The sequence below is a fragment of the Paenibacillus prosopidis genome (assembly GCF_003337375.1).
Classification (GTDB): domain Bacteria; phylum Bacillota; class Bacilli; order Paenibacillales; family Paenibacillaceae; genus Pristimantibacillus; species Pristimantibacillus prosopidis.
This window is the reverse complement of record NZ_QPJD01000011.1, coordinates 22,373-49,068: the sequence shown is the minus strand read 5'-3', so window position 1 is coordinate 49,068 and position 26,696 is coordinate 22,373. Positions and strand designations below refer to the sequence as shown.

At 48.6% G+C, this 26,696-nt stretch carries 27 protein-coding genes; 26 read left to right on the top strand and 1 reads right to left on the bottom strand.

The window, feature by feature from the left end:
* The first annotated feature begins 99 nt into the window (after nucleotides 1-99).
* From fliW to argH, 22 genes are all read left to right on the top strand, one after another.
* Nucleotides 100-492: a flagellar assembly protein FliW gene (gene fliW / locus DFP97_RS17755; protein ID WP_114381532.1), complete on the top strand. Its 393-nt coding sequence runs from the start codon at nucleotides 100-102 to the stop codon at nucleotides 490-492.
* Between the two features lie 12 nt (nucleotides 493-504).
* Entirely contained in the window at nucleotides 505-729 is a 225-nt protein-coding gene (gene csrA / locus DFP97_RS17750) for a carbon storage regulator CsrA (protein ID WP_114381531.1), read from the top strand.
* A gap of 138 nt (nucleotides 730-867) precedes the next feature.
* On the top strand, nucleotides 868-1,713 hold the full coding sequence (hag, locus tag DFP97_RS17745) for a flagellin Hag (protein WP_114381530.1): 846 nt from the start codon (nucleotides 868-870) through the stop codon (nucleotides 1,711-1,713).
* A gap of 77 nt (nucleotides 1,714-1,790) precedes the next feature.
* A complete protein-coding gene (locus DFP97_RS17740; protein ID WP_245976348.1) occupies nucleotides 1,791-2,852 on the top strand; it encodes a glycosyltransferase family 2 protein in 1,062 nt (353 codons plus the stop codon).
* Nucleotides 2,853-2,966: 114 nt separating this feature from the next.
* Nucleotides 2,967-3,383 (top strand): flagellar protein FlaG, encoded by a 417-nt coding sequence (locus DFP97_RS17735; RefSeq protein WP_114381529.1) that lies wholly within the window; start codon nucleotides 2,967-2,969, stop codon nucleotides 3,381-3,383.
* 28 nt (nucleotides 3,384-3,411) lie between these two features.
* A complete protein-coding gene (gene fliD / locus DFP97_RS17730; protein ID WP_114381528.1) occupies nucleotides 3,412-4,902 on the top strand; it encodes a flagellar filament capping protein FliD in 1,491 nt (496 codons plus the stop codon).
* A gap of 14 nt (nucleotides 4,903-4,916) precedes the next feature.
* Complete coding sequence (gene fliS / locus DFP97_RS17725; RefSeq protein ID WP_114381527.1) at nucleotides 4,917-5,342, top strand: flagellar export chaperone FliS; 426 nt, start codon at nucleotides 4,917-4,919, stop codon at nucleotides 5,340-5,342.
* Complete coding sequence (locus tag DFP97_RS17720; protein ID WP_114381526.1) at nucleotides 5,302-5,640, top strand: hypothetical protein; 339 nt, start codon at nucleotides 5,302-5,304, stop codon at nucleotides 5,638-5,640. The genes fliS and DFP97_RS17720 overlap by 41 nt, the downstream gene beginning before the upstream one ends.
* A 76-nt stretch (nucleotides 5,641-5,716) precedes the next feature.
* Nucleotides 5,717-5,857 carry a hypothetical protein gene (locus DFP97_RS17715; protein WP_245976347.1) on the top strand — a complete coding sequence of 47 codons (141 nt, stop codon included), beginning with the start codon at nucleotides 5,717-5,719 and terminating at the stop codon, nucleotides 5,855-5,857.
* Nucleotides 5,854-6,189, top strand: a complete 336-nt coding sequence (locus DFP97_RS17710; protein WP_114381525.1) for a type II toxin-antitoxin system PemK/MazF family toxin — start codon at nucleotides 5,854-5,856, stop codon at nucleotides 6,187-6,189. The genes DFP97_RS17715 and DFP97_RS17710 overlap by 4 nt, the downstream gene beginning before the upstream one ends.
* A 180-nt stretch (nucleotides 6,190-6,369) precedes the next feature.
* Complete coding sequence (locus DFP97_RS17705) at nucleotides 6,370-6,567, top strand: cold-shock protein (RefSeq protein WP_028608231.1); 198 nt, start codon at nucleotides 6,370-6,372, stop codon at nucleotides 6,565-6,567.
* Between the two features lie 231 nt (nucleotides 6,568-6,798).
* Nucleotides 6,799-7,344: a ribosome hibernation-promoting factor, HPF/YfiA family gene (gene hpf, locus DFP97_RS17700; RefSeq protein ID WP_114381524.1), complete on the top strand. Its 546-nt coding sequence runs from the start codon at nucleotides 6,799-6,801 to the stop codon at nucleotides 7,342-7,344.
* A gap of 142 nt (nucleotides 7,345-7,486) precedes the next feature.
* A complete protein-coding gene (gene secA, locus DFP97_RS17695; RefSeq protein ID WP_114381699.1) occupies nucleotides 7,487-9,994 on the top strand; it encodes a preprotein translocase subunit SecA in 2,508 nt (835 codons plus the stop codon).
* Between the two features lie 67 nt (nucleotides 9,995-10,061).
* Nucleotides 10,062-11,169, top strand: a protein-coding gene (gene prfB, locus DFP97_RS17690; protein ID WP_114381523.1) for a peptide chain release factor 2 whose coding sequence is annotated in 2 segments (ribosomal slippage) — nucleotides 10,062-10,133 and nucleotides 10,135-11,169 — 1,107 coding nt in all. Because the reading frame shifts where the segments join, the coding sequence is not laid out codon by codon here.
* A 117-nt stretch (nucleotides 11,170-11,286) separates the two neighbouring features.
* On the top strand, nucleotides 11,287-12,171 hold the full coding sequence (locus DFP97_RS17685) for a YitT family protein (RefSeq protein WP_114381522.1): 885 nt from the start codon (nucleotides 11,287-11,289) through the stop codon (nucleotides 12,169-12,171).
* A 214-nt stretch (nucleotides 12,172-12,385) separates the two neighbouring features.
* On the top strand, nucleotides 12,386-13,435 hold the full coding sequence (gene argC, locus DFP97_RS17680) for an N-acetyl-gamma-glutamyl-phosphate reductase (protein ID WP_114381521.1): 1,050 nt from the start codon (nucleotides 12,386-12,388) through the stop codon (nucleotides 13,433-13,435).
* Between the two features lie 38 nt (nucleotides 13,436-13,473).
* The gene (gene argJ, locus DFP97_RS17675; protein WP_114381520.1) at nucleotides 13,474-14,715 is read left to right on the top strand and encodes a bifunctional ornithine acetyltransferase/N-acetylglutamate synthase; all 1,242 of its coding nucleotides are present in this window, start codon (nucleotides 13,474-13,476) and stop codon (nucleotides 14,713-14,715) included.
* A 49-nt stretch (nucleotides 14,716-14,764) separates the two neighbouring features.
* Nucleotides 14,765-15,550 carry an acetylglutamate kinase gene (gene argB / locus DFP97_RS17670; RefSeq protein ID WP_245976388.1) on the top strand — a complete coding sequence of 262 codons (786 nt, stop codon included), beginning with the start codon at nucleotides 14,765-14,767 and terminating at the stop codon, nucleotides 15,548-15,550.
* A 5-nt stretch (nucleotides 15,551-15,555) separates the two neighbouring features.
* On the top strand, nucleotides 15,556-16,752 hold the full coding sequence (locus tag DFP97_RS17665; RefSeq protein WP_114381518.1) for an acetylornithine transaminase: 1,197 nt from the start codon (nucleotides 15,556-15,558) through the stop codon (nucleotides 16,750-16,752).
* A 32-nt stretch (nucleotides 16,753-16,784) separates the two neighbouring features.
* Nucleotides 16,785-17,744, top strand: a complete 960-nt coding sequence (argF, locus tag DFP97_RS17660; protein ID WP_114381517.1) for an ornithine carbamoyltransferase — start codon at nucleotides 16,785-16,787, stop codon at nucleotides 17,742-17,744.
* A gap of 51 nt (nucleotides 17,745-17,795) precedes the next feature.
* Complete coding sequence (locus DFP97_RS17655; protein ID WP_114381516.1) at nucleotides 17,796-19,025, top strand: argininosuccinate synthase; 1,230 nt, start codon at nucleotides 17,796-17,798, stop codon at nucleotides 19,023-19,025.
* Between the two features lie 26 nt (nucleotides 19,026-19,051).
* On the top strand, nucleotides 19,052-20,467 hold the full coding sequence (argH, locus tag DFP97_RS17650) for an argininosuccinate lyase (RefSeq protein WP_114381515.1): 1,416 nt from the start codon (nucleotides 19,052-19,054) through the stop codon (nucleotides 20,465-20,467).
* Between the two features lie 79 nt (nucleotides 20,468-20,546).
* On the opposite strand, the gene DFP97_RS17645 is transcribed toward argH, so the two are convergent.
* Nucleotides 20,547-22,037, bottom strand: coding sequence for a VanW family protein (locus DFP97_RS17645; RefSeq protein ID WP_245976386.1), 1,491 nt, complete (start codon nucleotides 22,035-22,037; stop codon nucleotides 20,547-20,549).
* A gap of 154 nt (nucleotides 22,038-22,191) precedes the next feature.
* On the opposite strand from DFP97_RS17645, the gene ftsE reads away from it, so the two are divergent.
* The 4 genes from ftsE (at nucleotide 22,192) to DFP97_RS17625 (ending at nucleotide 26,678) form a co-directional block, all read left to right on the top strand.
* On the top strand, nucleotides 22,192-22,878 hold the full coding sequence (ftsE, locus tag DFP97_RS17640; protein WP_114381514.1) for a cell division ATP-binding protein FtsE: 687 nt from the start codon (nucleotides 22,192-22,194) through the stop codon (nucleotides 22,876-22,878).
* Nucleotides 22,868-23,785: a permease-like cell division protein FtsX gene (gene ftsX / locus DFP97_RS17635; protein ID WP_114381513.1), complete on the top strand. Its 918-nt coding sequence runs from the start codon at nucleotides 22,868-22,870 to the stop codon at nucleotides 23,783-23,785. Before ftsE ends, ftsX begins: the two co-directional genes overlap by 11 nt.
* Before the next feature lie 18 nt (nucleotides 23,786-23,803).
* Complete coding sequence (locus DFP97_RS17630; protein ID WP_114381697.1) at nucleotides 23,804-25,057, top strand: murein hydrolase activator EnvC family protein; 1,254 nt, start codon at nucleotides 23,804-23,806, stop codon at nucleotides 25,055-25,057.
* Nucleotides 25,058-25,220: 163 nt separating this feature from the next.
* Nucleotides 25,221-26,678, top strand: coding sequence for a S41 family peptidase (locus DFP97_RS17625; RefSeq protein ID WP_245976346.1), 1,458 nt, complete (start codon nucleotides 25,221-25,223; stop codon nucleotides 26,676-26,678).
* Nucleotides 26,679-26,696 lie beyond the last annotated feature (18 nt).

Genomic DNA, 26,696 nt, shown 5'->3' with positions numbered 1-26,696 from the left:
TGTAGAATGAAGCTATAGACCTTATGTGTAACCTGTCAGGTTTACGAGATCTATAGTTTTTTTTGTAAATAATGAGGGTTGTAACGAGGAGGGTATTGTATGAATGTTGATTCACCAGTATTTTTATTCGACCAAGGAATCCCGGGCTTCGAGAATTTACGTCAATTTATTTTTTTGGAAATAGAAGGAAATATTCCGATGAGATTAATGAAGTCATTAGAGGATCAGCATATATCGCTTCTTGTGGTTAGTCCATTCTTCATCTACCCGGAATATGAGTGGGAATTGTCAGAACCTGTGAAACAAGAGCTGTTAATTAAAACGGAAGCAGATGTAGAGGTATGGTCTATTGTTACCTTGCCAGCAGAACCTTCACAAGCGACGCTCAATTTATTGGCGCCGCTAGTTCTGAATCGAAATGAAAAAGTAGGGAAGCAGCTCATACTTCACGACAGCACTTACAGCTCGCGCGCCCCGCTCATTCGAGCATAAGGAGGGAATGTTATGCTAGTTCTATCCCGAAAAAGCAATGAATCGATTATGATCGGCAACAACGTTGAGATTGTTGTACTTGGCGTAGAAGGTGATCATGTTAAAATAGGCATTCGCGCACCGAAGGAAGTGGACATATACCGTAAAGAAATATACCTCGCTATTCAATCCGAAAATCGTGCAGCTGCAATAAATCCAGTATCAATTGATGACGTGTCTAAACTATTTAAAAAATAAACATTTTTTTTCATAGAGCTATAAACAAATGGAATGAAATGTCGATATATATAGTAGCACGGTGTAGGGCGGCCGACCTTTAACCGCAAGCTTCCGCAAGGATGCGGAAATTCGAACATTCAGGGAGGAAATATCAAAATGCGTATTAATCACAATATCGCTGCTCTAAACACTCATCGTCAGCTAGGCGTTAACAATGGTTCTGCAGGGAAAAACATCGAAAAATTGTCTTCTGGTCTTCGTATCAACCGTGCAGGTGACGATGCAGCCGGACTTTCCATCTCCGAAAAAATGCGTGGACAAATCCGCGGTTTGGATATGGCTTCCAAAAATGCTCAAGATGGTATTTCCATGATTCAAACAACGGAAGGCGCACTGCAAGAGGTACACTCCATATTGCAACGTATGCGTGAATTGGCAGTACAAGCTTCCAATGATACGAACGTAACAGCAGACCGCGATGCAATGGGTCAAGAATTGGCGGAATTAGGAAAAGAAATTTCGCGAATTCAGGACACATCAGAGTTCAATAAACAGAAATTGCTTGATGCAACTGCAGGTGACGGAGCTGGCTCGGTAACTTTCCAAGTAGGTGCGAATGAAAGCCAAGTTATGACGGTGGATTTTACTACAGCGGGTATTGACCTTACTGATGTTGTAACCAACGTTGGTGCGTTAACTGCTACTGATGTAGCGGATTCTGCTACAGCAACTGCTTTGATTACAACAATTGATACAGAGATTGAAAATGTATCAGCAGGCCGTTCCCTGTTAGGTGCAACTCAAAACCGCTTGGAGCATACAGTCAATAACCTTGATAATGCTTCAGAAAACCTGACTGCTGCGGAATCCCGTATCCGCGACGTTGATATGGCGAAAGAAATGATGGAGTTCACGAAGAACAACATCCTTACTCAAGCTGCACAAGCGATGTTGGCTCAAGCAAATCAACAGCCGCAAGGCGTACTGCAATTGCTTCGTTAATTCTAATGACAAACAAAGAGACTTTAGCTTTGCTAAAGTCTCTTTGTTATTTTATTGGTGAAGGAGAAACGGATTGATTGAAAAAACTATCGCTTACCATGATTGTTAAAAATGAATCGGAAAATCTAAAGCGCTGCTTGGACAGTGTGAAACTCATAGTCGATGAGATGATTGTGGTAGATACAGGATCGATTGATCATACGAAGGAAATTGCTCTAGGGTATGGGGCGAAGGTGTATGATTTTGTGTGGAATAATAACTTCTCGGATGCACGGAATTATGCTCTTAAGCAATCTACGGGAGACTGGAATCTTGTATTGGATGCAGATGAATACATAATAAATGATTGCGCCAATGAAATTAGAGATTTTATGGAGTCAAATAGAGGAATTGGTCGAATAAGACGAATGGACAAATTTCAGCATGGGGGGGAGCTAAGGGAATCGCAAGTATTTATTTCACGTTTGCTCCCAAGCGGTATTAATTATTCGGGAAGAATACACGAACAAGTGAACTCAGACCTTCCCTCTATAAATACCGCAATTGATGTTTATCATGACGGTTATTTTCTTAAAAATAAATCAGATCGAAATTTGGAGATATTACACCTTGCAGTTAAGGAATGTGATAATGACGCCTATCTATTGTTTCAGCTTGCAAAGGAATATAGGATGGCAGAAAAGCATCGAATAGCAGATGGTTATTTTGCACAATGTTATTCCTTTATCTCGGTAGGAGATGGGTTCCGGCCTCTTGTCGTAGTTGATTACCTGTATAATATAATTGCGAATCAGAATCTGGAGCTTGGGTTAGATATCATCTTAAAAGAAGAAAACAACTTGTCGGATTATCCTGATTTTTATTTTGTCTGCGGTTTATTTTATATGGAGCTCGTGTTCAGTAACATGGAGAAGTATATGAGTTACTTCCCCTATATTGAAAGGTCGTATCTTAAATGTTTGGAATTAGGTGAAACTCGCCGGTACGACAGCGTGAAAGGTACGGGAAGCTTTCGTGCAGCGTATAACCTAGGTATTTATTATGAAACGACAGGCGATATTGCAAAGGCTATCAAGTATTATGAATTATCAGCAAAGGAAAATTACAAGTTAGCCATTGAGCGTTTGGCAAAATTATAAGTTTTAAAGAGAGATTCTGATCATCTGGAGTCTCTTTTGTTTGTTTTCCTAATTATTTGACAATGACTTTCCGATATAATTAATAGAATATGAATGCTGGGGGATTGATTTGTGATGAATGTCAATAATAATCCGATTACAGGGGCTGGCGGATTTGCTGATCGTGTAATTTCGGGAGGCAAGTCCAGTGAATCTGTTATAGATACAATAAAGCTTATAACCCAGCACACATCTGGATCTGTCCCTATCATCACGAATACAGTTGAGCTGAAACAAGCGGAATTGCGCGGAGAAAACTACACGGTTAGTGACGAACAAATTGTTAAAGCGATTGAGAGGGCCATCAAGGCGATGCAGGGCAAGGCAACAAATCTGGAATTTACGGTTCATGAGAAGACGAAAATGATTGCGGTTAAGGTGCTGAATAGTGAGTCTGGGGAAGTGATCCGAGAAATTCCGCCTGAAAAATCATTAGATTTTATAGCGAAGTTGTGGGAAATGGCTGGAATATTAATTGATGAGAAAAGATAAAAGCTGCTAAAGAAGAGGAGTGTTAATTATGCGTATCAGTGGTCTTGCATCTGGTATGGATACCGATGAAATAATTAAGAAACTAATGAGTGCGCACCGGATTCCGATAGATAAGCTATCACAGAAGAAACAATTGGTTGAATGGAAGCGTGATGATTATCGCACGTTAAACAGTAAGATACTGGAGTTTCGTAACGCAGCCTTTGATATGAAGTTGCAATCCAGCTACTTAACAAAGAAAGTAACTACGTCTCCGGAGGGGATTGTTTCTGTAACAGCCTCTGCAGTTACGAATGAAGGGCAATACACGATAAAAATCAATGAACTGGCAAAGGCTCCTTCCTTTAATTCAGGAGAGCTCCTTACTACAAACAGCGGTTCAGACACCATAGGAGATTTAGGGCTTAGTGCTGATACAACTCTTGAAATTATCGGTGTTAAAGGTTCTGCTACGATTGATGTCACAACAGGACAAACAATCAATGAATTTGTACAGGCTATTAACGATGAGTCTGCATTAACTGGTGTTAAAGCGTCGTATGATTCAACGATGGATCGGATATTTTTCAATTCCTCCGTTACTGGTGAATCCTCCTCGATTACACTTAATCTTGCAGGTGCGGATGATTTGAACGACATTTTAAATACCGGAACTCCTGGAGTACCCATCAGCGTAACGGGAGCAAATGCCGAGGTCCTGTTTAATGATATTCCTGCCGAATACGAATCCAACACATTCAAAATCGCAGACATCACTTTTACAGCCAAAGAGAAGAGCGCTACGGTCGTAAACATAAATGTTACGCAGGATGTAGACTCTACAGTAGATACCATTAAGAATTTTGTTGCAAAATACAACTCGCTCATTGATGAAGTGAATAAGGAATTGTTGGAGAAAAGGGCAAGGAGCTATCAACCGCTTACGAATGCTCAACGAGAAGAAATGAGCGAAGATGAAATTAAGAAATGGGAAGATCGTGCCAGAAGCGGAATGCTCTCTAACGATCAATTATTGACAAGCGGTATGACCACTCTTCGTCGTGCATTGTCAGATGCAGTCGGCGGACTTCCGGCAGGGCAATTAAAAACTTTAGCCGAAATTGGTATTTCCACCACCAATATAAATGGCAGCACAATTAGCGGATCCTATTCGGAACTCGGCAAACTATATATTAATGAAACGAAACTTAAGGCAGCAATTACCGAAAACCCGGATCAAGTAATGGCTTTGTTTACCACAGACGGTGCGACCGAATCCAGCGACGGGATCGCCACTCGATTGTACGATAAGGCGTCGAACCTCTTTGGCCAAATCAAGGATAAAGCAGGTGTTTCAGAATCCCTTGAAAGTAATTACTTACTTGGTAAAGAGAGCAGACGATTAACAGATCAAATGTCTCGTTTGACGACACGGTTGGCAGACCTGGAAAACCGGTATTATAAACAATTCACTGCAATGGAATCATATATTAATAAAATGAACTCTCAAAGCGCATGGCTTAGCCAACAATTCAGCTAATAGGGGGATGAAGCATGCAACTTCAACAGCGCAATAAATACTTGGAAACAACTGTTCGGACTGCTGCTCCGGCACAACTGCTTATTATGCTATATGACGGTGCGATTCGCTTCTGCCGACAGGGGATTGAAGCCATTAAAGAGCAGAACTATGCTGAAGCGAATACGAGTCTGTTGAAAACTCAAGATATTATTAATGAATTCATTATAACGCTGGATCGTTCGACCTCTATTGCTGACAATCTATTGCGTTTGTACGACTATTTCAATAAGCGCCTTATAGAGGCGAATATTAAGAAAAGCACGGAACCAGCCGAAGAGGTGCTTGGTCATCTTATAGAGTTGAAAGAAACATGGATTCAAGCGGCTAAACAATACAATCAGTTAGAAGGGCAAACGAATGGAAACGCTTTTGCTAAGACTCATTCAACTGTCGTCTAAGTTGATAGAACGGATTGATAGCTGCAAGCTTGAAGATATAGAGGTTTATATGCAGGAGCGGGATATAGTATTTGCTGAACTTCAGCAACTCATACCGGCCCCTGATCAAGTGGCGGCGTTTCGCTTTGAGATATCTCGAATTACTGAGATGGACACCATCATTACCGGCAGAATGACGGTGCTTCGCAACGAAGCTAATCATGAAATTGATAAGATTAATAGGGGTAAGCGGTCAAAGTCGATGTATGAGTCAGCCTCATACGTCGACGATAGTTTATTTTTCGACACGAAACGATAAAGTGATATTGAAGTTTAGCATGGAGTGCCGCCCGTTGGGTGGCTTCTTTTTTTGTATTTAAAGAAGTAAAGATATTTTGCTTCGTCCTATGGTAAAGCCGGAAGAATCGAACGAGGAGCTTCGTGCTCATATGAAAGTGCTTCTCTCGAAAATCAAGCCGGATTCACCACGGCATGAAGAAATCGACCTGGGAATTGAAGGAGACGAACTGATTTGACTATTCCCGCACGCGGCGATCTGGTTTGGCTTGACTTTGATTCGCAAGCAGGTCGGGAACAAGCTGGCCGTCGACCTGCCATTGTACTATCTGAAGCAGATTTTAATGATCTGACCGGCTTTGCTCTCGTGTGTCCAATCACCAATCAAGTCAAGGAGTATCCTTTTGAAGTTCAGCTTCCGGATGGACTTCCGTTTACCGGTGTAGTTCTTACGGATCAGTTGAAAAGCTTAGACGTGAGGATACGCAAAATAAAAGTCGGTGGAAGTATTCCAATTGAATCGGATACGATGAAAGCAATTCTCCGTAACACTCGCTCCATTTTAGCATAAGATGAATACAAAATATTTTTCGATAAGAATCGACATGAGCGAGGAAAAGTGAAGCACAGCTTGAATGAATTCGCTTACAACAAATTGTTTGACAATTCCGTGAGGCTGGTGTTATAGTCAAATTGTGGGTTATACAATGAGATGCCTCACAGTATTTGAAGATGAAGGGAATGTTTGCAGATGCAAGGTAAAGTTAAATGGTTTAACGCAGAGAAAGGTTATGGATTTATCGAGACTGAGCAAGGCGGCGACGTATTTGTTCATTTCTCCGCAATCCAAACCGAAGGTTTCAAAACACTTGAAGAAGGCCAATCAGTGGAGTTCGATATCGTTGAAGGCGCTCGTGGTCCACAAGCTGCAAACGTAGTTAAACTGTAATTATTTGGCTGATCCAGCCACCATATATGGATCAACACACAAGTGACTAACACAAGCTCCGGGTAACCGGGGCTTTTTTCTGTTTGACTATGAATGGAGGCATTTCAACCCTAAACCAGATATGCTAGTACTATCGAATCATTTATCTGAAAATTCGAAATAAACTAAAAACAATTTTACTCTAGACACCTGCATATGTTATAATAAGCTCATGTAAAGGAGGAGTTCCCCATGAACTACAACATTCGAGGTCAACACTTTCAAGTGACAGACGCATTGAGAGACTACGTCGAAAAGAAACTCAGCCGATTGGACAAATACTTTGAAACACCAGTCGCCTCCGAAATTAACGTAACACTATCCGTCACCAAAGGGAAGCATACAGTTGAGGTGACCATTCCACTAGTCGGCGTCATGCTAAGAGCCGAGGAGAGAAGCGAGGATATGTACGCTTCTATTGATTTAGTAACGGATAAACTCGAACGGCAAATACGTAAACATAAGACGAAGGTTAACCGTAAGTTCCGCCAAGGCAGCGGGGTACGCTCCTTGTTCAGGGAGGAAGGCTCGGCAGTAAGCGTTCTGGATGAGGAAGACGAACTGGAACTCGTACGGACGAAGCGTTTCAACTTGAAGCCCATGGACGTGGAAGAAGCGATATTGCAAATGAATATGGTAGGACATAGCTTCTTCGTCTTTGCGAATATCGAAAGTGAGGAGGTTAACGTCGTATACAAACGCAGCGATGGGAAGTACGGATTAATTGAACAAGGCTAACTGCCATTATACTTATACGAATGAGCCTTTTCTCCTTTTTGGAGAGAGGCTTTTTCTTTTCAAAGGGCCTCGTTGCGGCGTTGTCTACAAACTGTTACAATTTAAGGATAGAGGCGTAATTACGAAAGGGGCAACGGAAGACATGCTCGGACTAGTGAAAAAGATATTCGGCGACCCAAACGAGCGTGAAGTAAAACGGCTCACGCGGACGGTAGAAGAAATTAATGCAATGGAATCGAAATTTACTTCTCTGTCAGACGAGGCGCTTCGCGCAAAAACCGATGAATTTAAAATGAGAATAGAAAAAGGCGAAACGTTAGACGATCTGCTACCGGAAGCTTTTGCAACGGTACGAGAAGCATCGAAGCGTACGCTGGGCATGCGTCATTTTGACGTGCAGCTGCTTGGCGGAATGGCACTCCACGAGGGTAAAATAGCGGAAATGAAAACGGGTGAAGGCAAGACGCTCGTTGCGACGCTTCCAGTATATCTAAATGCTTTGCTAGGCAAAGGCGTACATGTCATTACGGTCAACAATTACTTGGCTCAGCGCGATAGTGAGATTATGGGACAAATATACGAGTTCCTTGGTATGACTGTCGGCTGTAACGTACACGGCTTGTCGCATGAAGAGAAGCAGCATGCTTATGCTTGCGATATTACTCACGGTACGAACAATGAATTCGGGTTCGATTATTTGCGCGACAATATGGTGCTGTACAAGGAACAAATGGTACAACGCCCGTTATATTTTGCGATTATCGATGAGGTGGACTCCATTCTGGTTGATGAGGCGCGGACTCCGCTTATTATTTCCGGACAAGCTGCGAAGTCGACTGAGCTTTATTTCGCCGCGGACCGTTTTGTAAGCCGCTTGAAGGCGGAAGAGGATTATACGATTGATGTGAAGCTGCGCAACGTAACGCTGACAGAAGCGGGCGTTGAGAAGGCGGAGCGGGCTTTCCAGATTGAGAACTTATTTGACCATGCGAACGTGCTTATTAATCACCACGTTGAGCAAGCTTTGAAGGCTAACTTTATTATGAGGCGCGATGTCGATTACGTCGTGCAGGAAGACGAAGTCGTCATCGTCGACGAATTTACGGGCCGTTTGATGTCGGGTCGCCGTTACAGCGACGGTCTGCATCAGGCGATAGAAGCAAAGGAACAGCTGAAGGTTCAAAATGAGAGCATGACGCTTGCGACCATTACGTTCCAAAACTACTTCCGTATGTACCGCAAGCTGGCCGGTATGACCGGTACGGCGAAGACAGAGGAAGAAGAGTTTAAACGGATTTACGGCCTGGACGTTATTCAAGTGCCTACGAACCGTTCGATGATCCGTAAAGATTTGCCGGATGTCGTATATAAATCCGAGAACGGCAAGTTTAAAGCGGTTGTTGAAGAGATCGTGGCGCGTCACAGCAAAAATCAACCCGTGCTCGTCGGTACGATTTCGATCGAAAACTCGGAGAAGCTTGCTGATATGCTGAAGCGCAGAGGAATTGCGCATAAGGTGCTTAACGCCAAGTTCCATGCCGAGGAAGCGGAAATTATTTCTCGTGCCGGGCAAGCCGGCTCGGTTACGATTGCGACGAACATGGCCGGCCGCGGTACCGACATTTTGCTGGGCGATACCGTTGCTGACATTGGCGGCTTGCACATTATCGGTACGGAACGGCATGAAAGCCGGCGGATCGATAATCAGCTGCGCGGCCGTTCCGGACGTCAAGGCGATCCGGGCTCAACGCAATTTTATTTGTCCCTAGAAGACGAGCTGATGCGCCGTTTCGGCTCCGAGAACATTATGGGCATGATGGATAAGCTTGGACTTGATGAGGATCAGCCGATCGAGAGCCGCATGATCTCAAGAGCAATTGAATCTGCTCAGAAACGCGTCGAAGGCAACAACTTTGACATCCGGAAGGTCGTATTGCAGTACGACGATGTCATGAACCAGCAGCGTGAAGTTATTTACAAGCAGCGCCGCGACATTCTTGGCTCGGAAAATATCCGCAAGGAAGTCATGGATATGATTAAACCGGTTATCGACCGCATTGTAGAGGCACACTGCGCGGAGGATATTCCGGAGGAATGGGATTTGCAGGCCATTGTGGATTATGCGCATGCAACATTCCTGCAGGAAGGCACTTTGACAAAGGAAGTGCTATGGGGCAAAGAGAAGGAAGAAATCATCGACTTTATTTATAAGAAGGTCGTTGAATACTATGATCAGCGCGAAGAAGAGCTTGGGCCGGAAACGATGCGCGAGTTCGAGAAGGTCGTTGTGCTTCGTGCGGTAGACAGCAAATGGATGGATCACATCGATGCGATGGACCAGCTTCGTCAAGGTATCCATTTACGAGCTTATGGCGGTACCGATCCGCTTCGCGAATACCAGTTTGAAGGCTTCGAAATGTTCAAGGAAATGATCGAGAACATTCAAGAGGAAGTCGCGAAATATATTATGAAGGCGCGCGTTGAGAGCAACCTGGAGCGTCAAGAGGTAGCGAAGGGGCAAACGACCACGACAAGCGGCGGCGGAGAAGCGCAAGAGAAGCGTCCTGCCAAGCGCGAGGAGCGCGTCGGCCGTAACGATAGCTGCCCATGCGGCAGCGGCAAGAAGTACAAGCAATGTCACGGCAAGTAAGGAACAGCGCCGGATCATGCAGCATACGGTAAGTGGATGAACAACTATTTTGAGGTGAAGCGGCGCTATGATAGACATAACGGTTAAACAAGACCTGCGTGAAATGGCCAAGCGGCTCCAAGAGCTCAGGGGGTCTCTTTGACTTAGATCTTAAGCAGGAGATCATTGCAAACTTCGAAGAGAAGATGACCTTCCCCGATTTCTGGGATGACAACGAGAAGGCGCAAAGCGTTATTTCCGAGCTTAATGCTGTCAAGTCGGTCGTAGAGCAATATGAACGGCTGAACAGCGAGCAGGAAGAGCTGCAGATGCTGCTGGAGCTGGCGGAAGAGGAAAACGACGAGTCGCTTCAAGCGGATGTGGTGAGCGGCGTGCAGGAGCTGCTGCGCAAAGTCAGCGAGTTCGAGCTGCAGCTGCTGCTTAATCAGCCGTACGATAAGCTGAATGCGATTTTGGAGCTTCATCCGGGTGCTGGCGGTACGGAGTCGCAGGACTGGGGACTGATGCTGTACCGGATGTATACGCGCTGGGCGGAGAAACGGGGCTTCAAAGTCGAGCTGCTCGATTATTTGCCGGGTGATGAGGCAGGTATTAAGAGCGTTACGATTTTGGTCAAAGGCTACAATGCCTACGGCTACCTGAAGGCGGAGAAAGGCGTGCATCGACTCGTTCGGATATCGCCGTTCGACTCGGCCGGCCGCCGCCATACATCGTTTGCATCCTGTGACGTGATGCCGGAAATCGATGACGATATTGAGATTGAGATTCGTACCGAGGATTTGAAGGTGGATACGTACCGTGCAAGCGGAGCGGGCGGTCAGCACGTCAACAAGACGGAGTCGGCTATCCGGATTACGCATATACCATCAGGCATTGTCGTCGCATGCCAGCAGGAGCGTTCGCAAATACAGAACCGTGAACGGGCAATGAAGATGCTACGTTCCAAGCTGTATGAACGGAAGATCGAGGAGCAAATGAAGGCATTGGCAGAAATTCGCGGCGAGCAATCGGATATTGCTTGGGGCAGCCAAATCCGTTCGTATGTTTTCCATCCGTACAGCATGGTGAAGGATCACCGTACATCGGTGGAGACGGGGAATGTCGGCGCGGTTATGGACGGCGATTTGGATGCGTTTATTGATGGTTATTTACGCAGTCAGATTCGTCATGACTAACGTGCGGCACCTATAAAATGCATAGCTCAGGCGAAGAGTTCCAACACTGATAAGGTGTGGAACTCTTCTTTTTGCGAATGCGGGTAAATCGAAGGCTGGGGTAAGGAGATAGAAGAGATGAAGGGTAGTCCGACAAAGCGAAGAAAAGGCGGGCGTACGTTAAGTTCGCGGACACAGACCGTTTGGAGTGTCGTCCAGCTTCTTATTGGGTCTGTCATTGTTGCAATCAGTTTTAATATGTTCATGGTTCCGAACGGTATCGCCTCCGGAGGCGTATCAGGCATATCGATTCTTGTACAGAGAATGGCAGGCATTACGCCGGCCATTACGCAATGGGCGATCAACATTCCGCTGTTTGTTGCCGGCTTGTGGCTGCTGGGCAAGCGGTTCGCGTTCAAAACAGCGCTTGGCTCGATATTGCTTCCATTGTTCGTGCTGCTGACGGATGGTTGGCCTTCGCCGACAGGCAATCCACTGCTCGCTGCCATTTATGGCGGTATCGGTGTCGGCCTTGGGCTTGGTCTTGTGTTTCGCGGCGGCGGCTCGACCGGGGGAATCGATCTGGCCGCGCAAATATTGCATCGCTATACGGGGCTTCCGCTAAGCTTGGCGATTGTTTGCTTTGATGGATGTGTTATAGCGGCAGCCGGGTTGCTCCTATCGCCTGAAATTGCGTTATATGCACTGATTGGGTTATTTGTGACTAGCAAGACAATAGATTTCGTACAAAGCGGCTTACAGCTGTCCAAGGTTGCTTTCATCATAAGCGATCAATCCGAAGCGGTTGCGGAAGCTATTTTGCATGATCTTGACCGCGGGTTGACCAGGCTTGATGGCCATGGCGGGTATACAGGAGCAGGTCGAACGGTACTTATGGTTGTCGTCGGGCAAAACGAGGTGCCGAAGCTGAAGCAGCTTGTGCGGGCGATAGATTCAGGTGCTTTTGTCATCATAAGCAATACCGCCGAGGTGTTGGGACAGGGCTTTAAACTGGAGAGCTGACAGCAGATTTATTCGTTGTATTATTATGAATTCGAATGTATAATAATACGGAACCTAGTGCTTATTTCCATCAACTGCCGAATGATGTAAAATAATTAGTTGAAGAAGAAGACAATCTTTCCGCTTATCGGAAAGAGCAATAGATGGGGCTGCTGCCTGCTTGCCTGGAAAGGCGAATGCGGTGCGCGGCGTCCAGTTACGGGGAGAGAATAATATGAGCACAAAGTTGAAAATTGCGATTATCGGCTCTACCGGCTACGGCGGTGTAGAGCTGATTCGATTATTGGCTTCTCATCCGCTGGCTGAAGTGACCTCGGTCATCTCGTCATCCAGTGCAGGAACGCCGATTGCAGAAGGATATCCGCATTTAACGGGCATACGGGAAGAATTGCTCGATGATGTCGAGCCCGATGCCATTAAAGCGAAGGCAGACGTCGTCTTTCTTGCAACACCTCCCGGCGTGGCAGCCAAGCTTGCGCCGGAGCTGCTTGAAGCGGGCTTGAAAATCATCGATTTATCCGGTGATTTCCGGTTGAAGTCAGCTGAACTGTATAAGCAGTGGTACAATAAGGAAGCTGCAGAAGAAGCGTATTTACAGCAAGCGGTTTTCGGGCTCGCCGAAATTTATGGTGACCAGGTGCTTGATGCGTCATTCATTTCAAATCCCGGCTGTTATCCGACAGCTACGCTGCTTGGCCTAATCCCTGCTGTAAAAGAAGGCTGGATCGATCCGTCTACGATTATAATCGATGCGAAGTCGGGTGTTTCCGGCGCGGGTCGCGGAGCTTCGCTTGGCACTCATTATTCAGAACTCAATGAAAACCTGAAAGCATATAAGCTAAACAAACATCAGCATATTCCTGAAATTGAAATGGTATTGTCTGATGTTGCTACAAAACCGGTCGTGACGACATTTACGACGCATCTCGTGCCGATGACGCGGGGCATAATGTCGACGATGTACGCGAGCGTACAGGGCGAGCGGAGCACAAATGATTTTATCGAATTATACCGTTCTTATTATGAAGGCCGCCGCTTCGTGCGTATTCGTCCGGAAGGTCAATGGCCGGCGACGAAGGAAGTATGGGGCTCGAATTACTGCGATATCGGCTTTGCGGTAGACCAGCGTACGGGACGCGTAACGATCGTTTCCGTTATTGATAATTTGGTTAAAGGCGCAGCAGGCCAAGCGATACAAAACATGAATTTGATGATGGGCTGGGACGAGACGCTTGGTTTGCAATTTGTCCCGGCTTATCCGTAAAAATACACTCATACACGTGAAGGGGATACGATTCTACCATGGGACAGGAGAATAGGGCATCATTGTTCTCGGTCGTCGCAGACGGCTCGATAACAACGCCTAAAGGATTCAAAGCAGGCGGACTGCATTGCGGTCTCAAAAAAACGACGCGCAACGATCTGGGAGCGATCGTCTGTGAAGTGCCGGCGGCGGCAGCGGGCGTTTATACGACCAATGTGTTCCAAGCGGCACCGCTTCAGGTAACTCGTGAAAGCATCGGAGCGGGCGGCGTGCTGCGCGCGGTGCTGGTGAACAGCGGCAACGCGAATGCATGCACAGGCAAGCAAGGGGATGCGGATGCATACGAAATGCGCGCACGGTTTGCAGAGTCGATCGGCGTATCGGCGGATCATGTAGCGGTTGCTTCGACGGGCGTTATCGGCGAGCTGCTGAAGATGGATAAGGTGCGCAGCGGTATCGATGAGCTTCCTTCACGTTTGGAAGGCAGCCGCGAAGGCGCGGACGGCTTCTGCCAAGCGATTCTAACAACGGATCTTGTTCAGAAAATGGTTTGCGTAGAGCTTGAGCTTGACGGTCAGCGCATCCATGTAGCGGGCGCTGCCAAAGGGTCGGGAATGATTCATCCTAACATGGCGACGATGCTCGGCTTCGTAACGACGGATGCCGCAATCGGCAGCGAGGCGCTGCAGCAGCTGCTGCGCCAGGCAACGGACCTTACTTTCAACATGATTACGGTAGATGGCGATACAAGCACGAACGACATGCTCGTTGCCATGGCAAGCGGACTTGCCGGCAACCGCGAGCTGACACCGCAGCACGAGGGCTGGGCTGCTTTTGCGGCAGCAGTTCGTTATGTGTGCGAGGTGCTGGCGAAAGCGATCGCGCGCGATGGCGAAGGCGCGACGAAGCTCGTTGAGGTGCAGGTGAACGGAGCGGTTAGCGACGATTCCGCGCAAGCGATTGCGAAGACGGTCATCGGATCGTCGCTCGTGAAGTCGGCAGTGTTCGGTGCCGATGCGAACTGGGGCCGAATTATTGCGGCGGTCGGCCGCGCAGGACAGCCGGTTAATCCGGAGACGGTCGACATCCGTTTAGGCGATATTTTAACGTTAGAGCAATCACGTCCCGTTGTATTTGATGAAGAGATTGCTTTGGAATATTTAAAAGGCGATACCGTCGTTATTCGCGTGGATCTTCATAACGGCGATGGCAAGGCGACGGCTTGGGGCTGTGATTTGACGTACGACTATGTTCGCATTAACGCGGCGTACCGGACGTAAGCGAATGAACGTTGGAGGGTATGGAACAGTGACGGAGCAACGGTTTGTGATGAAATGCGGCGGCAGCACGCTTGCGGCGCTGCCGAATAGCTTTTTTGATGAGCTGCGTGAGCTGCAGCTTACGGGCGTGCGCCCGGTTATTGTACATGGAGGCGGACCCGCCATATCGGAGACGCTCGGCAAGCTTGGCATTGAGACGGAGTTCGTGAACGGTCTTCGTAAGACCAATGACGCTGTCCTTGACGTGGTGGAGATGGTGCTTGCAGGGCGAATCAATAAAGAGATTGTGCGCAAAATCCAAACAAACGGAGCGAAGGCGCTAGGCTTATCGGGCGTGGACGGCATGCTTATCCAGGCTCAGCCGGTTGCAAATGCTGCGGAAATCGGCTTCGTTGGCGACGTGACGGATGTGAATGCCGCGCTTATCGAAGGCGTAATGGAAATGGGGTATATCCCCGTCATTGCGCCAATCGGGATTGACGGGCAGGGCCAGCGTTATAATATTAACGCCGATACGGCCGCAGGTGCGGTTGCCTCTCATCTGGGCGTGGAGCGGATGATCGTCGTAACGGACGTTCCCGGCATTTTGAAGACGGTGGACGGCCAAAAGCAGGTATTGCCTGTTGCAACGGTAGAAGATATTGAAGCGATGATTGCGAGCGGCGAAATTTATGGCGGCATGATTCCTAAAGTGCGCGCGGCTATCCAATGTATCCAGGGCCGTGTGCGCGAGGTTGTGATCGTAAGCGGTGAGGAACAGGGCGTGTTAACGAGGGCTGTCCGCGAGGGCGGCGTCGGTACGCGAATTGTTCAGATGAATGAAAGGCGGGTGTAAGGTCGATGAGCGAGACGAAGACGGCAGCAGCCGATCTATCTCTGTTTCCTACATATGCGAGATATCCGATTGCATTGGTAAAGGGTGACGGCAGCTGGCTTTGGGATGATCAAGGCAAGCGTTATCTCGATTTTATGAGCGGTATTGCTGTAACGAACCTCGGGCATGCCCCAAAGCAAATTAAAGCGGCGCTTATCAAGCAGCTCGATGAGCTGTGGCATGTATCCAACTTGTTTCATATTCCGAACCAGGTGGAAGCGGCGAAGCTGATTACCGATAACAGCTGCGCCGATGCTGTGTTCTTCTGCAACTCAGGTGCCGAGGCGAACGAAGCGGCCATTAAGCTTGCCCGCCGTTATAACCAGAAAGTACTGAATAACGGACGTTACGAAATCATTACTTTCGAACAGTCATTCCACGGACGGACGCTCGCGACGCTTACGGCGACGGGTCAAGCGAAGGTGAAGGAAGGCTTTGCGCCGCTGCCTGAAGGCTTCAAGACGATTCCTCTGAATGATCTGGAAGCTTTAGAGGCGGCTGTATCCGATAAGACAGCTGCTATAATGCTGGAGATGGTGCAGGCGGAAGGCGGTATTTATCCGGTCGATGCTGCGTATATGAAAGGGCTCGTCGCTTTGTGTGAAAAGCATGGCATTTTGCTCATAGCGGACGAGATTCAGACGGGTATGGGACGTACGGGCAAGCTGTTTGCTTACGAGCATTACGGCATTGAGCCGGACATTTTCACCATGGCCAAAGGGCTGGGAAGCGGGTTCCCGGTCGGTGCGATGGCAGCCAAGGAGAAGCTGCGTGAAGGCTTCACCGCAGGCAGCCACGGTTCGACGTTCGGCGGTACGCCGATTGCGACTGCTGTCGTGAAAGCAACGCTGGAGACGATCGTAGGCGAAGGCTTGTCTGCGCGCGCAGCGCAAATGGGCGAGTATTTGATCGGACAGCTTCGCGGGAAGCTGGCAGGAAACGCTTTTGTGCATGAGGTTCGCGGTCTTGGACTGCTTGTCGGTATTGAATGCGCGGAACCGATTGCGGGGATTCTGAACGAAGCGCAGGAGCGCGGTCTAATTGTCATCTCGGCAGGGCCAAACGTCATTCGCCTGCTGCCGAATTTGCTCGTTACAGAGGAAGAAATCGATACGGCTGTTGCGATTTTAGCGGAGCTGCTGGAAGCAAAGCGGCCTGTATAAATAAAGCTTTCAATATGAAGGAGGGCTTACCTATGCAAGGAATATTGAACGAGGAATTGGCGATTAGCTTGAAAGGTCGCGATTTTCTAATGCTGGTTGATTTCAAGCCGGAGGAAATCCGTTACTTGATCGACCTGGCAATCGATTTGAAGAGAAAGCAAAAAGCAGGGGAAACCCACCATGTGCTGAAGGGCAAAACGCTCGGCATGATTTTTGAGAAATCTTCAACCCGTACACGCGTTTCGTTCGAAGTAGGGATGTACCAGCTTGGCGGCCAAGGGCTGTTCCTAAGCGGTAACGACCTGCAGATCGGCCGCGGCGAGACGATTTGGGATACAGCTCAAACGCTGTCGCGATACTTGGACGGCATCATGATCCGCACCTTCGCACACCGCAAAGTGGTTGAGCTGGCACGCGGAGCAACGATTCCGGTCATCAACGGTTTGACTGACCTGTCGCACCCATGCCAGGCGCTTGCCGACTATCAAACGATTTTGGAGCACAAAGGCCGTCTGGAAGGGTTGAAAATCGCTTATGTAGGCGACGGAAACAACATGGTGCACTCGCTCATGATGGGTGCTGCCAAGCTCGGTCTTCATATGTCTGTAGCGACGCCGGAAGGCTACGAGCCGGACGCCGATATCGTACAGCAAACGAAGGACCACGCGTCCGAGACTGGCTCGAAGATTCACGTATGCCGCGATCCGAAGGAAGCTGTTGCCGATGCGGATATCATCTATACGGATGTATGGGCGAGTATGGGCCAAGAAGCGGAACAGAAGGAACGCGAGATTGCTTTCGCAGCTTACCAGGTTAACGAGGCTTTGACGAAATACGCGAAGAAGGATTATTTGTTCATGCACTGCCTGCCGGCACACCGCGGCGAAGAAGTGAGTGAAGGGGTCATCGACGGCGACAGCTCGATTATTTTCGATCAGGCAGAGAACCGTCTTCATGCGCAAAAAGCGATTATGGCCGCAATCATGTCCTAAACAATCGCTCCACATATACAAATTCATTTCGAAGGGAAGTTATATACGATCATGGCAAAAGAAAAAATCGTGCTGGCCTACTCCGGCGGTTTGGATACATCGGTTATCCTCAAATGGTTGAAAGAAACGTACGACGCGGAAATTATCGCTTTCACGGCGGATATCGGGCAGAAGGATGAGCTTGACGGCCTAGAGGCAAAAGCACTTGCGACAGGCGCTTCCAAGGTATACATTGACGACCTGCGCGACGAGTTCGCGAAAGATTTCATCTATCCAATGTTCCAAGCTGGAACGCTGTATGAAGGCCAATACTTGCTCGGTACATCGATCGCTCGTCCGCTTATCGCTAAGCGTATGGTTGATATCGCCCGCGCGGAAGGTGCAACAGCGATTGCTCACGGCGCAACGGGCAAAGGTAACGATCAAGTGCGTTTTGAGCTGACGGCTGCTGCATTGGCGCCTGAGATCGGCGTTATCGCGCCATGGCGTCTTGAAGCGTTCCGTGAACAGTTCCCGGGCCGCGCAGAGATGATCGCTTACGCTGAGAAGCATGGCATTCCGGTTACGGCGTCTGCGGCAAAGCCGTATTCCACTGACCGCAACCTGCTGCATATCAGCTTCGAGAGCGGCATGCTGGAGGATCCTTGGTTCGATCCAAGCTCCGAAGAAAACGAGAGTATGTACGTGCTGAGCGTTTCCCCTGAGAATGCGCCGGACAAAGCGGAATACGTAGAGCTTACTTTTGAAGAAGGCAATTGTACGGCAATTAACGGCAAGGAGCTTAGCCCGCTGGCCGTTATGGAAACGCTGAACGAGCTTGGCGGCAAGCACGGCATCGGACGCGTCGACATGGTCGAGAACCGTTTCGTTGGCATGAAGAGCCGCGGCGTGTACGAAACTCCGGGCGGATCGATCCTTTTTGTAGCTCACCGCAAAATGGAATCCTTAACAATGGACCGCGAGGTTATGCACCTTCGCGATTCGTTGATTGCAAAATACAGCCAGCTCGTTTACAACGGCTTCTGGTTCGCACCGGAACGTCTAGCGCTGCAGGCGCTCGTAACGGAATCGCAAAAGAACGTAAGCGGCGTCGTACGCTTGAAGCTTTACAAAGGCAACGTGATCGGAGCAGGCGTGAAAAGCCCTGTCAGCTTGTATAACCCTGATATCGCAACGATGGAAGCTGATCCTTCGCAAGCTTATGATCAAGGCGATGCTACAGGCTTCATCCGTCTAAACGCTTTGCGTTTGAAAGTATCATCCGCAGTCAGCAGCAAATAAGCTTTACAAGGGAGTGTAACGAACCAGTGAGTAAATTATGGGGCGGTCGGTTTACGAAAAAAACGGACCAGTTGGTAGAGGAATACACGGCTTCGATCCTATTCGACAAAGAACTGGCCGAAGAGGATATTCAGGGCAGCTTGGCGCATGTAACGATGCTTGGCAAGCAGGGCATTTTGCCGGCGGACGACGTTGAGAAAATCAAGGACGGTTTGCACCGCGTGCTTCAACGCATTAAACGCGACGATATCGAATTCTCCATCGGGGACGAAGATATTCATATGAACATCGAGAAGACGCTGATCGACGATGTCGGTTCAGTCGGAGGGAAGCTGCACACCGGCCGCAGCCGCAACGACCAAGTAGCGACGGATATGCATTTGTGGCTCCGCAAGCGCGTTGTCGAGTTTGTCGATATGCTGCATAAGCTTCAATCGGCGCTAGTCGAGCAGGCGAAGGCGAATATCGACACGATTGTGCCGGGTTACACGCATTTGCAGCGCGCGCAGCCGATTCTGTTCGCGCATCATCTGATGGCGTATGTATCGATGTTCGGACGCGATATCGAGCGTCTGCAGGACAGCTACAAGCGTATCAACGTGCTGCCGCTCGGAGCGGGCGCATTGGCGGGAACGACATTCCCGATCGATCGCCATTTCGTAGCGAGCCAGCTGAAGTTTGACCGTGTATACGAAAACAGCCTTGACGCGGTCAGCGACCGTGACTTCATTCTGGAGTTTTTGTCGGACGCGTCGATCATTATGATGCATTTGTCGCGCCTTAGCGAAGAGCTCATCATGTGGTCGAGCACGGAGTTCCATTTTGTCGAGCTGGATGATGCGTTCTGCACGGGCAGCAGCATTATGCCGCAAAAGAAAAATCCGGATGTGCCGGAGCTTGTGCGCGGCAAAACGGGACGCGTATACGGCAATCTAGTTGGCTTGCTTACGGTGCTAAAATCGCTTCCGCTCGCTTACAATAAAGACATGCAGGAAGATAAGGAAGGCATGTTCGACACCGTGAAGACGCTGCAGGGCGCGCTTCAGCTGTTCGCCCCGATGATCGCGACGATGAAGGTGAACAAAGACCGGATGCGTCAAGCGGTCAATCAGGATTTCTCGAACGCGACGGATATCGCCGACTTCCTCGTGAACAAAGGGCTGCCGTTCCGCCAGGCGCATGAGGTTATCGGCAAAACGGTATTGTACTGCATCGAGCAAAACAAATATTTGCTGGACCTGACGCTTGACGAATTCAAGCAATTCTCGCAGCTGTTCGACGATCGCATTTACGCCGTGCTCCAGCCGGAGCAGGTCGTTAATGCGCGCAACGTATACGGCGGCACCGCAAAAGTACAGGTGCAGGATGCAATCGGCCGCGCTGAACTGGCGCTGGCAGAAACAGCTTCATGGGTAACCGAGTATCTGGAGCGGAGTAAGTAAGGAAGCCGCTAAAAATTAAAGAGCAGTTCAGCAGCAGCCATCGTTGGCTGCCTGCTGAACTGCTTTTTTTGCTCGTAACTTAAACCCCATCCTCCAGCAGCGGTTCTGCCGGTGTCGGATCGGGTGTTGGCGTTGGCTCCACTCCACTGCCTGGTCCAATCTCAACAATAGTCGGCTGAGCCTTGTACGTGTCACGCGATACCTTTTCCCGGCTAATGACTTCACCGTCCCGAATGAGCGTGCGGTACGTTTCGACGACGTAGCCTTGCTTACCTTTTTCTACGGTGACCTTCTTCCCGGGAGATAATTTGGTATTTATCTTCTCCTGAACGGTTGGCTCAATCGTTTTGACGGTGAACGATTCAATATCGTACCGCTCTTTAGCATTCATTGTACCAAACAGCTTAATGGTAAGCTTTCGGTCCTTAACCTTAGTGCGGATAACCATATGCTTTCCGGTCGAATTTTTAAATCGGAAATTAATAGCGCCGCCCGCATACGTTGCATCCTGTCCGATTGGCAAATAAGCAACCGGCAGCGAATGATTTCGCCGCTCCACGATCTCAAGCCCCGAGCGCAATACGGCGTTATAGAGCGTGCTTGAAACCTGGCAGATGCCGCCCCCGATACCAGGCACCAGCTTGCCGTTCAAAATAACCGGAGCTTCGCGGTAATCATACAGATCTTCAGCGCGGGCAATAAGCTTGCCATAGTCGAACACTTCGTCCGGCGCAAGTACCCAATCGTTGAGAGCCTCGGCGGTAACAGTGACGTTATACGCACGACCCTCCGCGCTCGATCGAAAATCAGTAGTAAATTCGATTATTTTCCGCTCAACGCCTTCGTTCTTCAGCTTCTCCAATGTGATTTCCGGGTGTATGAGAGCAACCGGCAGCTCCGCTTCAAAAGCCTGTTCGACTGGATCTCCAATCTGCTCCTTCTCGAGCACTACCCATTCGTCTACCTCGTCAATCAGCTTGCCTAAATCTAATCGGTAAGCGTCGACATGCGGTTCATAAACGACCTTATCGTCATCTGTAATTGTGCGGGAAGCATTTTTAGTTTCGCTTTTTTCGATCCAGCTCCACTGCTTGCGAACGGCAGCGTCGAATGCGTCACGGTTCCAGCTTTGCGTAAGCACATACGTTTTTTGAAATTGATAGCGGTATACCGCCCGGTCCCATATATCGCCTTCGCTAAGCTTTTGCAAGGCGGAACGGGCGTCTGCAAACCCTGCTTTGTAACCGAGATCGCTAACCGTCCACTGCTTGCTGTCGTCCGCCGCAGTGTTGGCTTGAATCGTTATTGTCCGTTGAAGCAGAGATTTCTCATACGTCTCTAACCGCGTAATTGCATCGCCAACGAGCATCCCTCCGATTGGAATGCCCCCTGCAACGACTCCCTCTGGAACGGTTTTCTGAAGCGCATAATTCCATACAAATCCCCAGCCGATTGCTGCCGCGAGCAGCAGAGAAAAGATGACAATGATTCCGATATGTATTCGTTTTATGATGACGACCCACTCCTTTTTTTGAGAAGAAAAAGACAGTTTTATATGTATATGCGGCATACGCTGCAATTTTGTCTAATAGTACTCCTGACCTCCATTCGACAAATGCTTTTAATATGAGATTTGTGAAATATGAGGAAAGCGATCTGCTTATGAAGGAATTCAGCGCAACCTGTCGAAATAGTACAACTGACTATTAACAGGATGTGATAATGTGATTGAGATGCAAGACATCTGGAAAACGTACACCGACGGAACGCATGCGTTAAGAGGCGTCTCTGTTCGAATAGATCGCAATGAGTTTGTATATTTGGTTGGGCCGTCAGGCGCAGGGAAATCGACATTTATGAAATTGATTTACCGGGAGGAAGTACCGACCAAGGGTCAGCTTTCAGTAAATGGCTTTAACATCGGCAAGCTGAAGCCTCGCAAAATCCCGTTTGTCAGGCGCAACATCGGTGTTATTTTTCAAGACTTCCGTTTACTCCCCAAATTAACCGTATATGAAAATGTCGCTTTCGCAATGGAAGTTATCGAAGCGCCGCGCCGCATTATTAAGAAGCGGACGATGGAGGTGCTCGATCTCGTCGGTCTAAAGCATAAGCATGCAAGCTTGCCTGCGCATTTGTCAGGCGGTGAGCAGCAGCGGGTATCGATCGCGCGTGCGATCGTCAATAATCCGTCAGTTATTGTGGCGGACGAGCCTACCGGAAACCTTGATCCGGAGACTTCGCTCGGCATCATGAATTTGCTTGAGGAAATTAACTTCAGAGGCGCAACCATCATTATGGCGACGCACAACAAAGATATCGTTAACTCCATGCGCAAGCGCGTTATTGCAATCGAGAACGGCAATATCGTTCGCGATGAGGCGAGAGGGGAGTACGGCTATGAAGCTTAGAACGATACTCCGTCACTTTCGCGAGGGCGCCAAAAACATTATTAGAAACGGCTGGATGTCGTTCGCTTCTATGAGTTCAATTTTCATTTCCCTATTTATATTAGGCGTCTTTTTATTGCTTGCGTTGAATGTGAACAGCATGTCTGCTCAAATAGAAAGCCAAGTGCAAATTCGTGTTTTCCTGCAGCTTAATGTCGAGAAGGCGAAGATGACGGAGCTTCAAAACAAGATCGGCAACATCACCGAGGTAAGCAAAGTAACATTTGTGTCCAAGGCAGAGGGGTTGGAGCTGCTTCGCAAAAATTTGGGTGAAGAAAACAAAGAGCTGCTCGACGGTTACGAGAACGAAGAAAATCCGCTGCCCGATTCATTCACGGTAGAGGTATACGATCCCCGTTCGATCGCACAGGCAGCTAGCCAGATCGAAGCCATTAACAAAGCAGACGAAACGCAGCCGATTGCCAAGGTTAAATACGGCCAAGGGACGGTAGAGACTTTATTTAAAGTAACGAATGCTCTGCGGATTATCGGTATCGTTGTGGTTATTGGTTTAGGAGTTACGGCTATGTTCCTCATTTCCAACACGATCAAAATGACGATTATTGCAAGACGCCGCGAGATTGGCATTATGAAGCTCGTGGGGGCAACGAACTCGTTTATTCGTTGGCCGTTCTTCATTGAAGGAGCGTTGATCGGGATTATCAGCTCCGTTATTACTACCGTTATCGTGTTAGTCGGTTATTCGGAGCTTGTACAATTCTCGCAAATGGAATTATCTCTAATGATGATTAAGCTCGTCACGGTTAAGGAGTCCGGCTTGTTGACCGCTGCACTCATTATTGGACTCGGAACGTTGATCGGTATTTGGGGCAGCACCATTTCGATACGCAAGTATTTGAAAGTGTAGGTGGATGAGAACGTGAAGATGAGAAAATGGGTTGGATTGATTGCCGTAATGATGGTTACGGTGTTTGCCTTGCAGCCGATAGGCGGAGAAGCGGCTTCTCTTAGCGATATTAAGAAACAGCTCGATGCAGCCAAACAAGAAATGAAGGAAATTGAGAGAAAGGCTGCAAATGCGGAGCGTCAGGCGGCAAAAGCGCAACAGCAAGCGGCAAATGCAAAGCATGACAAGGTAGATATCGAGGGTAAGAAAACGGAAGCTCTAAACTCGATTAACAACATACTTGCCGAGATAGACAATGTCGTTCTCACGAAAACGAAGACACTTGCTCAGCGGGATGCCAAGGAAGAAGAGCTGCTGCAGACGGGCCTTGAACTGGAGCAGGCAGAGGAGCGGGTAAAAACGCGCAACAAGCTTTTGCAATCCCGCATGCGCCTAATGTATACGAACGGATTTGTTTCTTATATGGACGTTTTGCTCAGTGCAACGAGCTTTACTGATTTTATTGATCGATTTGACGCGCTTCAGTCGATATTGGCACAGGACCGCGATATTTTGGAGGAGCAAAGGAAGGAACAGGAGCTTGTCGCTCTCAAAAAAGCGGAGGTAGAGAAGCAGTTTGCCGAAGTGACGAAGATATATGAGAAGCTTGAGCTTTACGAGGCTCATCTTGCGAAGAAGGAAGAAGAGAAGCAATTGATGATTGCAAGCTACAACAGCAATATACAGCAGCTGGACCACAAGTTGGAGGAGATCGACAGCGAGCTTGAGCAGCTCGAGGATATTAGCGAGGAGCAGGAGGCGCTCCTTATGGCGCTCGCTGCGAAGGTATCTAAGCTTAACGCCGAGAAAAATAGAATTCAAAACCCTTATAGCGGCGGAAGACTTGGAATGCCGATCAAAGACAGTTACCGGGTGACCTCGAACTTCGGTACCCGGATTCATCCCATAACCGGCAAGAGGCATACGCATACGGGTATAGACTTTGCCGCCCCGCAAGGGACCGATATTTATGCGGCTGAGGATGGAGTTGTTATCGTAGCACAATCGTGGAGCGGATATGGAAATTGTGTTATCATTGACCATGGCAACGGTTTATGGACGCTTTATGGTCATATCCGCAACGGCGGAATCAAGGTAGACAAAGGCGAGACCGTCAAGAAAGGCCAGAAAATCGCCGAGGTTGGCAGCACGGGTAATTCGACGGGGCCTCATTTACATTTTGAAGTTCGTAAAAACGAAACGCCGGTTAATCCAAGCAGCTACTTGAAATAAAGGTAGTCATACTCTTACAATCAGGAGGCAGCCCATGTGGCTGCCCTTATTTGTCCATTGAGGCGATATTTGCAGGATAAGACAAATAATTGTAAGCTACTTGTCATATACTAGGTTGGTCTTAAACATAAGACCGTGTACGATGAGAAGGTGGTGTAGACAGGTGCAATTCAAAGGACGCACAGTATTCGCGTTCGTTATGCTGACGATGATTGCATCCGTGCTCGTTACATTAACGCTTGCGGATCAAATCATTAAGCCGGACGAGCCGTCGGCCCCGGCCCTTACGGCTGTGGCGGCCGATGAGGGCGGGCGTTACAGGCTCAAGGAAGAAGAGCTGACGAAGCTTAACGCGGTGCTCGAATTAATCGAGACAAAATATTATCAAAAAGTCGATCGTCTGGAGCTGTTGGATGGTGCTGTAAGCGGGATGATGTCTTCCCTTGACGATCCCTATTCCGTTTATATGGAAAAGTCTGCGGCTCAGCATTTCTCGGAATCGATCGAAGGTTCGTTTACTGGCATCGGCGCAGAGGTAACGCTTGAGAACGGACGTATTGTTGTCGTTTCTCCAATAAAGGGCTCGCCTGCTGAACGTTCGGGTTTGCTGGCGAAGGATGTGCTGCTTTCCGTGAACGGAGAGAAGCTCGACGGCTTGAATTTACAGGATGCCGTTGCGAAAATTCGCGGACCAAAAGGAACGAAAGCGAAGATTCAGGTTCAACGGGCAGGCTTCTCCGAACCGATTCAACTCGTTCTTATCCGCGACGATATCGACGTGGAAACGGTGTATGGCAACCTGCGTCCTGACGGCGTCGGGGTCATTGAAATTCGCCAGTTCTCGCTTCATACGGCGGAACGGTTTAAAGAAGAGCTCGCACGGCTCGAGAAGCAAGGGATGAAGGGACTCGTGCTGGATGTGCGCAACAATCCGGGAGGCGTGCTGCCAGTTGTCGTGGAGATCGCGCAGTCCTTTATGGCAAAAGGCAAAACGGTCGTGCAAGTAGAGGATCGCGATGGGAACCGTGAGAAGACGGTTTCGGAAGGGCAAAGCAAATCGTATCCGATTGCCGTCCTTATGAATAAGGGAAGCGCAAGCGCGTCAGAAATATTGGCTGGAGCTCTGCAGGAGGGCGCCGGTGCAAAGCTGGTCGGCGAGACTTCCTTTGGCAAAGGCACGGTTCAGGTCAGCTACAACAAGGCGCTCGGAGATGGCAGTCTAGTGAAGATGACCATTGCAAAATGGTTAACGCCAAACGGCAATTGGATTCACGAGAACGGCATTAAGCCGGATATCGCCGTTCAGCCGCCGGATTTATATACGGTGGCACGTCTATCGTTAACGGAGTCGTTGAAGCTGGATATGATTGGCGAGCAGGTGCGAAGCGCGCAAATTATGCTGCACGGGCTTGGGTACGAGCCAAAGCGGGAGGATGGATATTTTGGAGCCGAAACGGTAGAAGCGGTTAAGAAATTCCAGACGGAGCATGGTCTGCAAGCAACCGGACAAATCGATCAGAAGACGGCCGAGTCGCTTGAGAAGGCCGTTATTAAATGGATTCAGGACAAAGCTAATGATACGCAGCTGCATGAGGCGATTAAGGCTGTAGGCAGGAAATAGCGCGCGGGTGTCGAATGA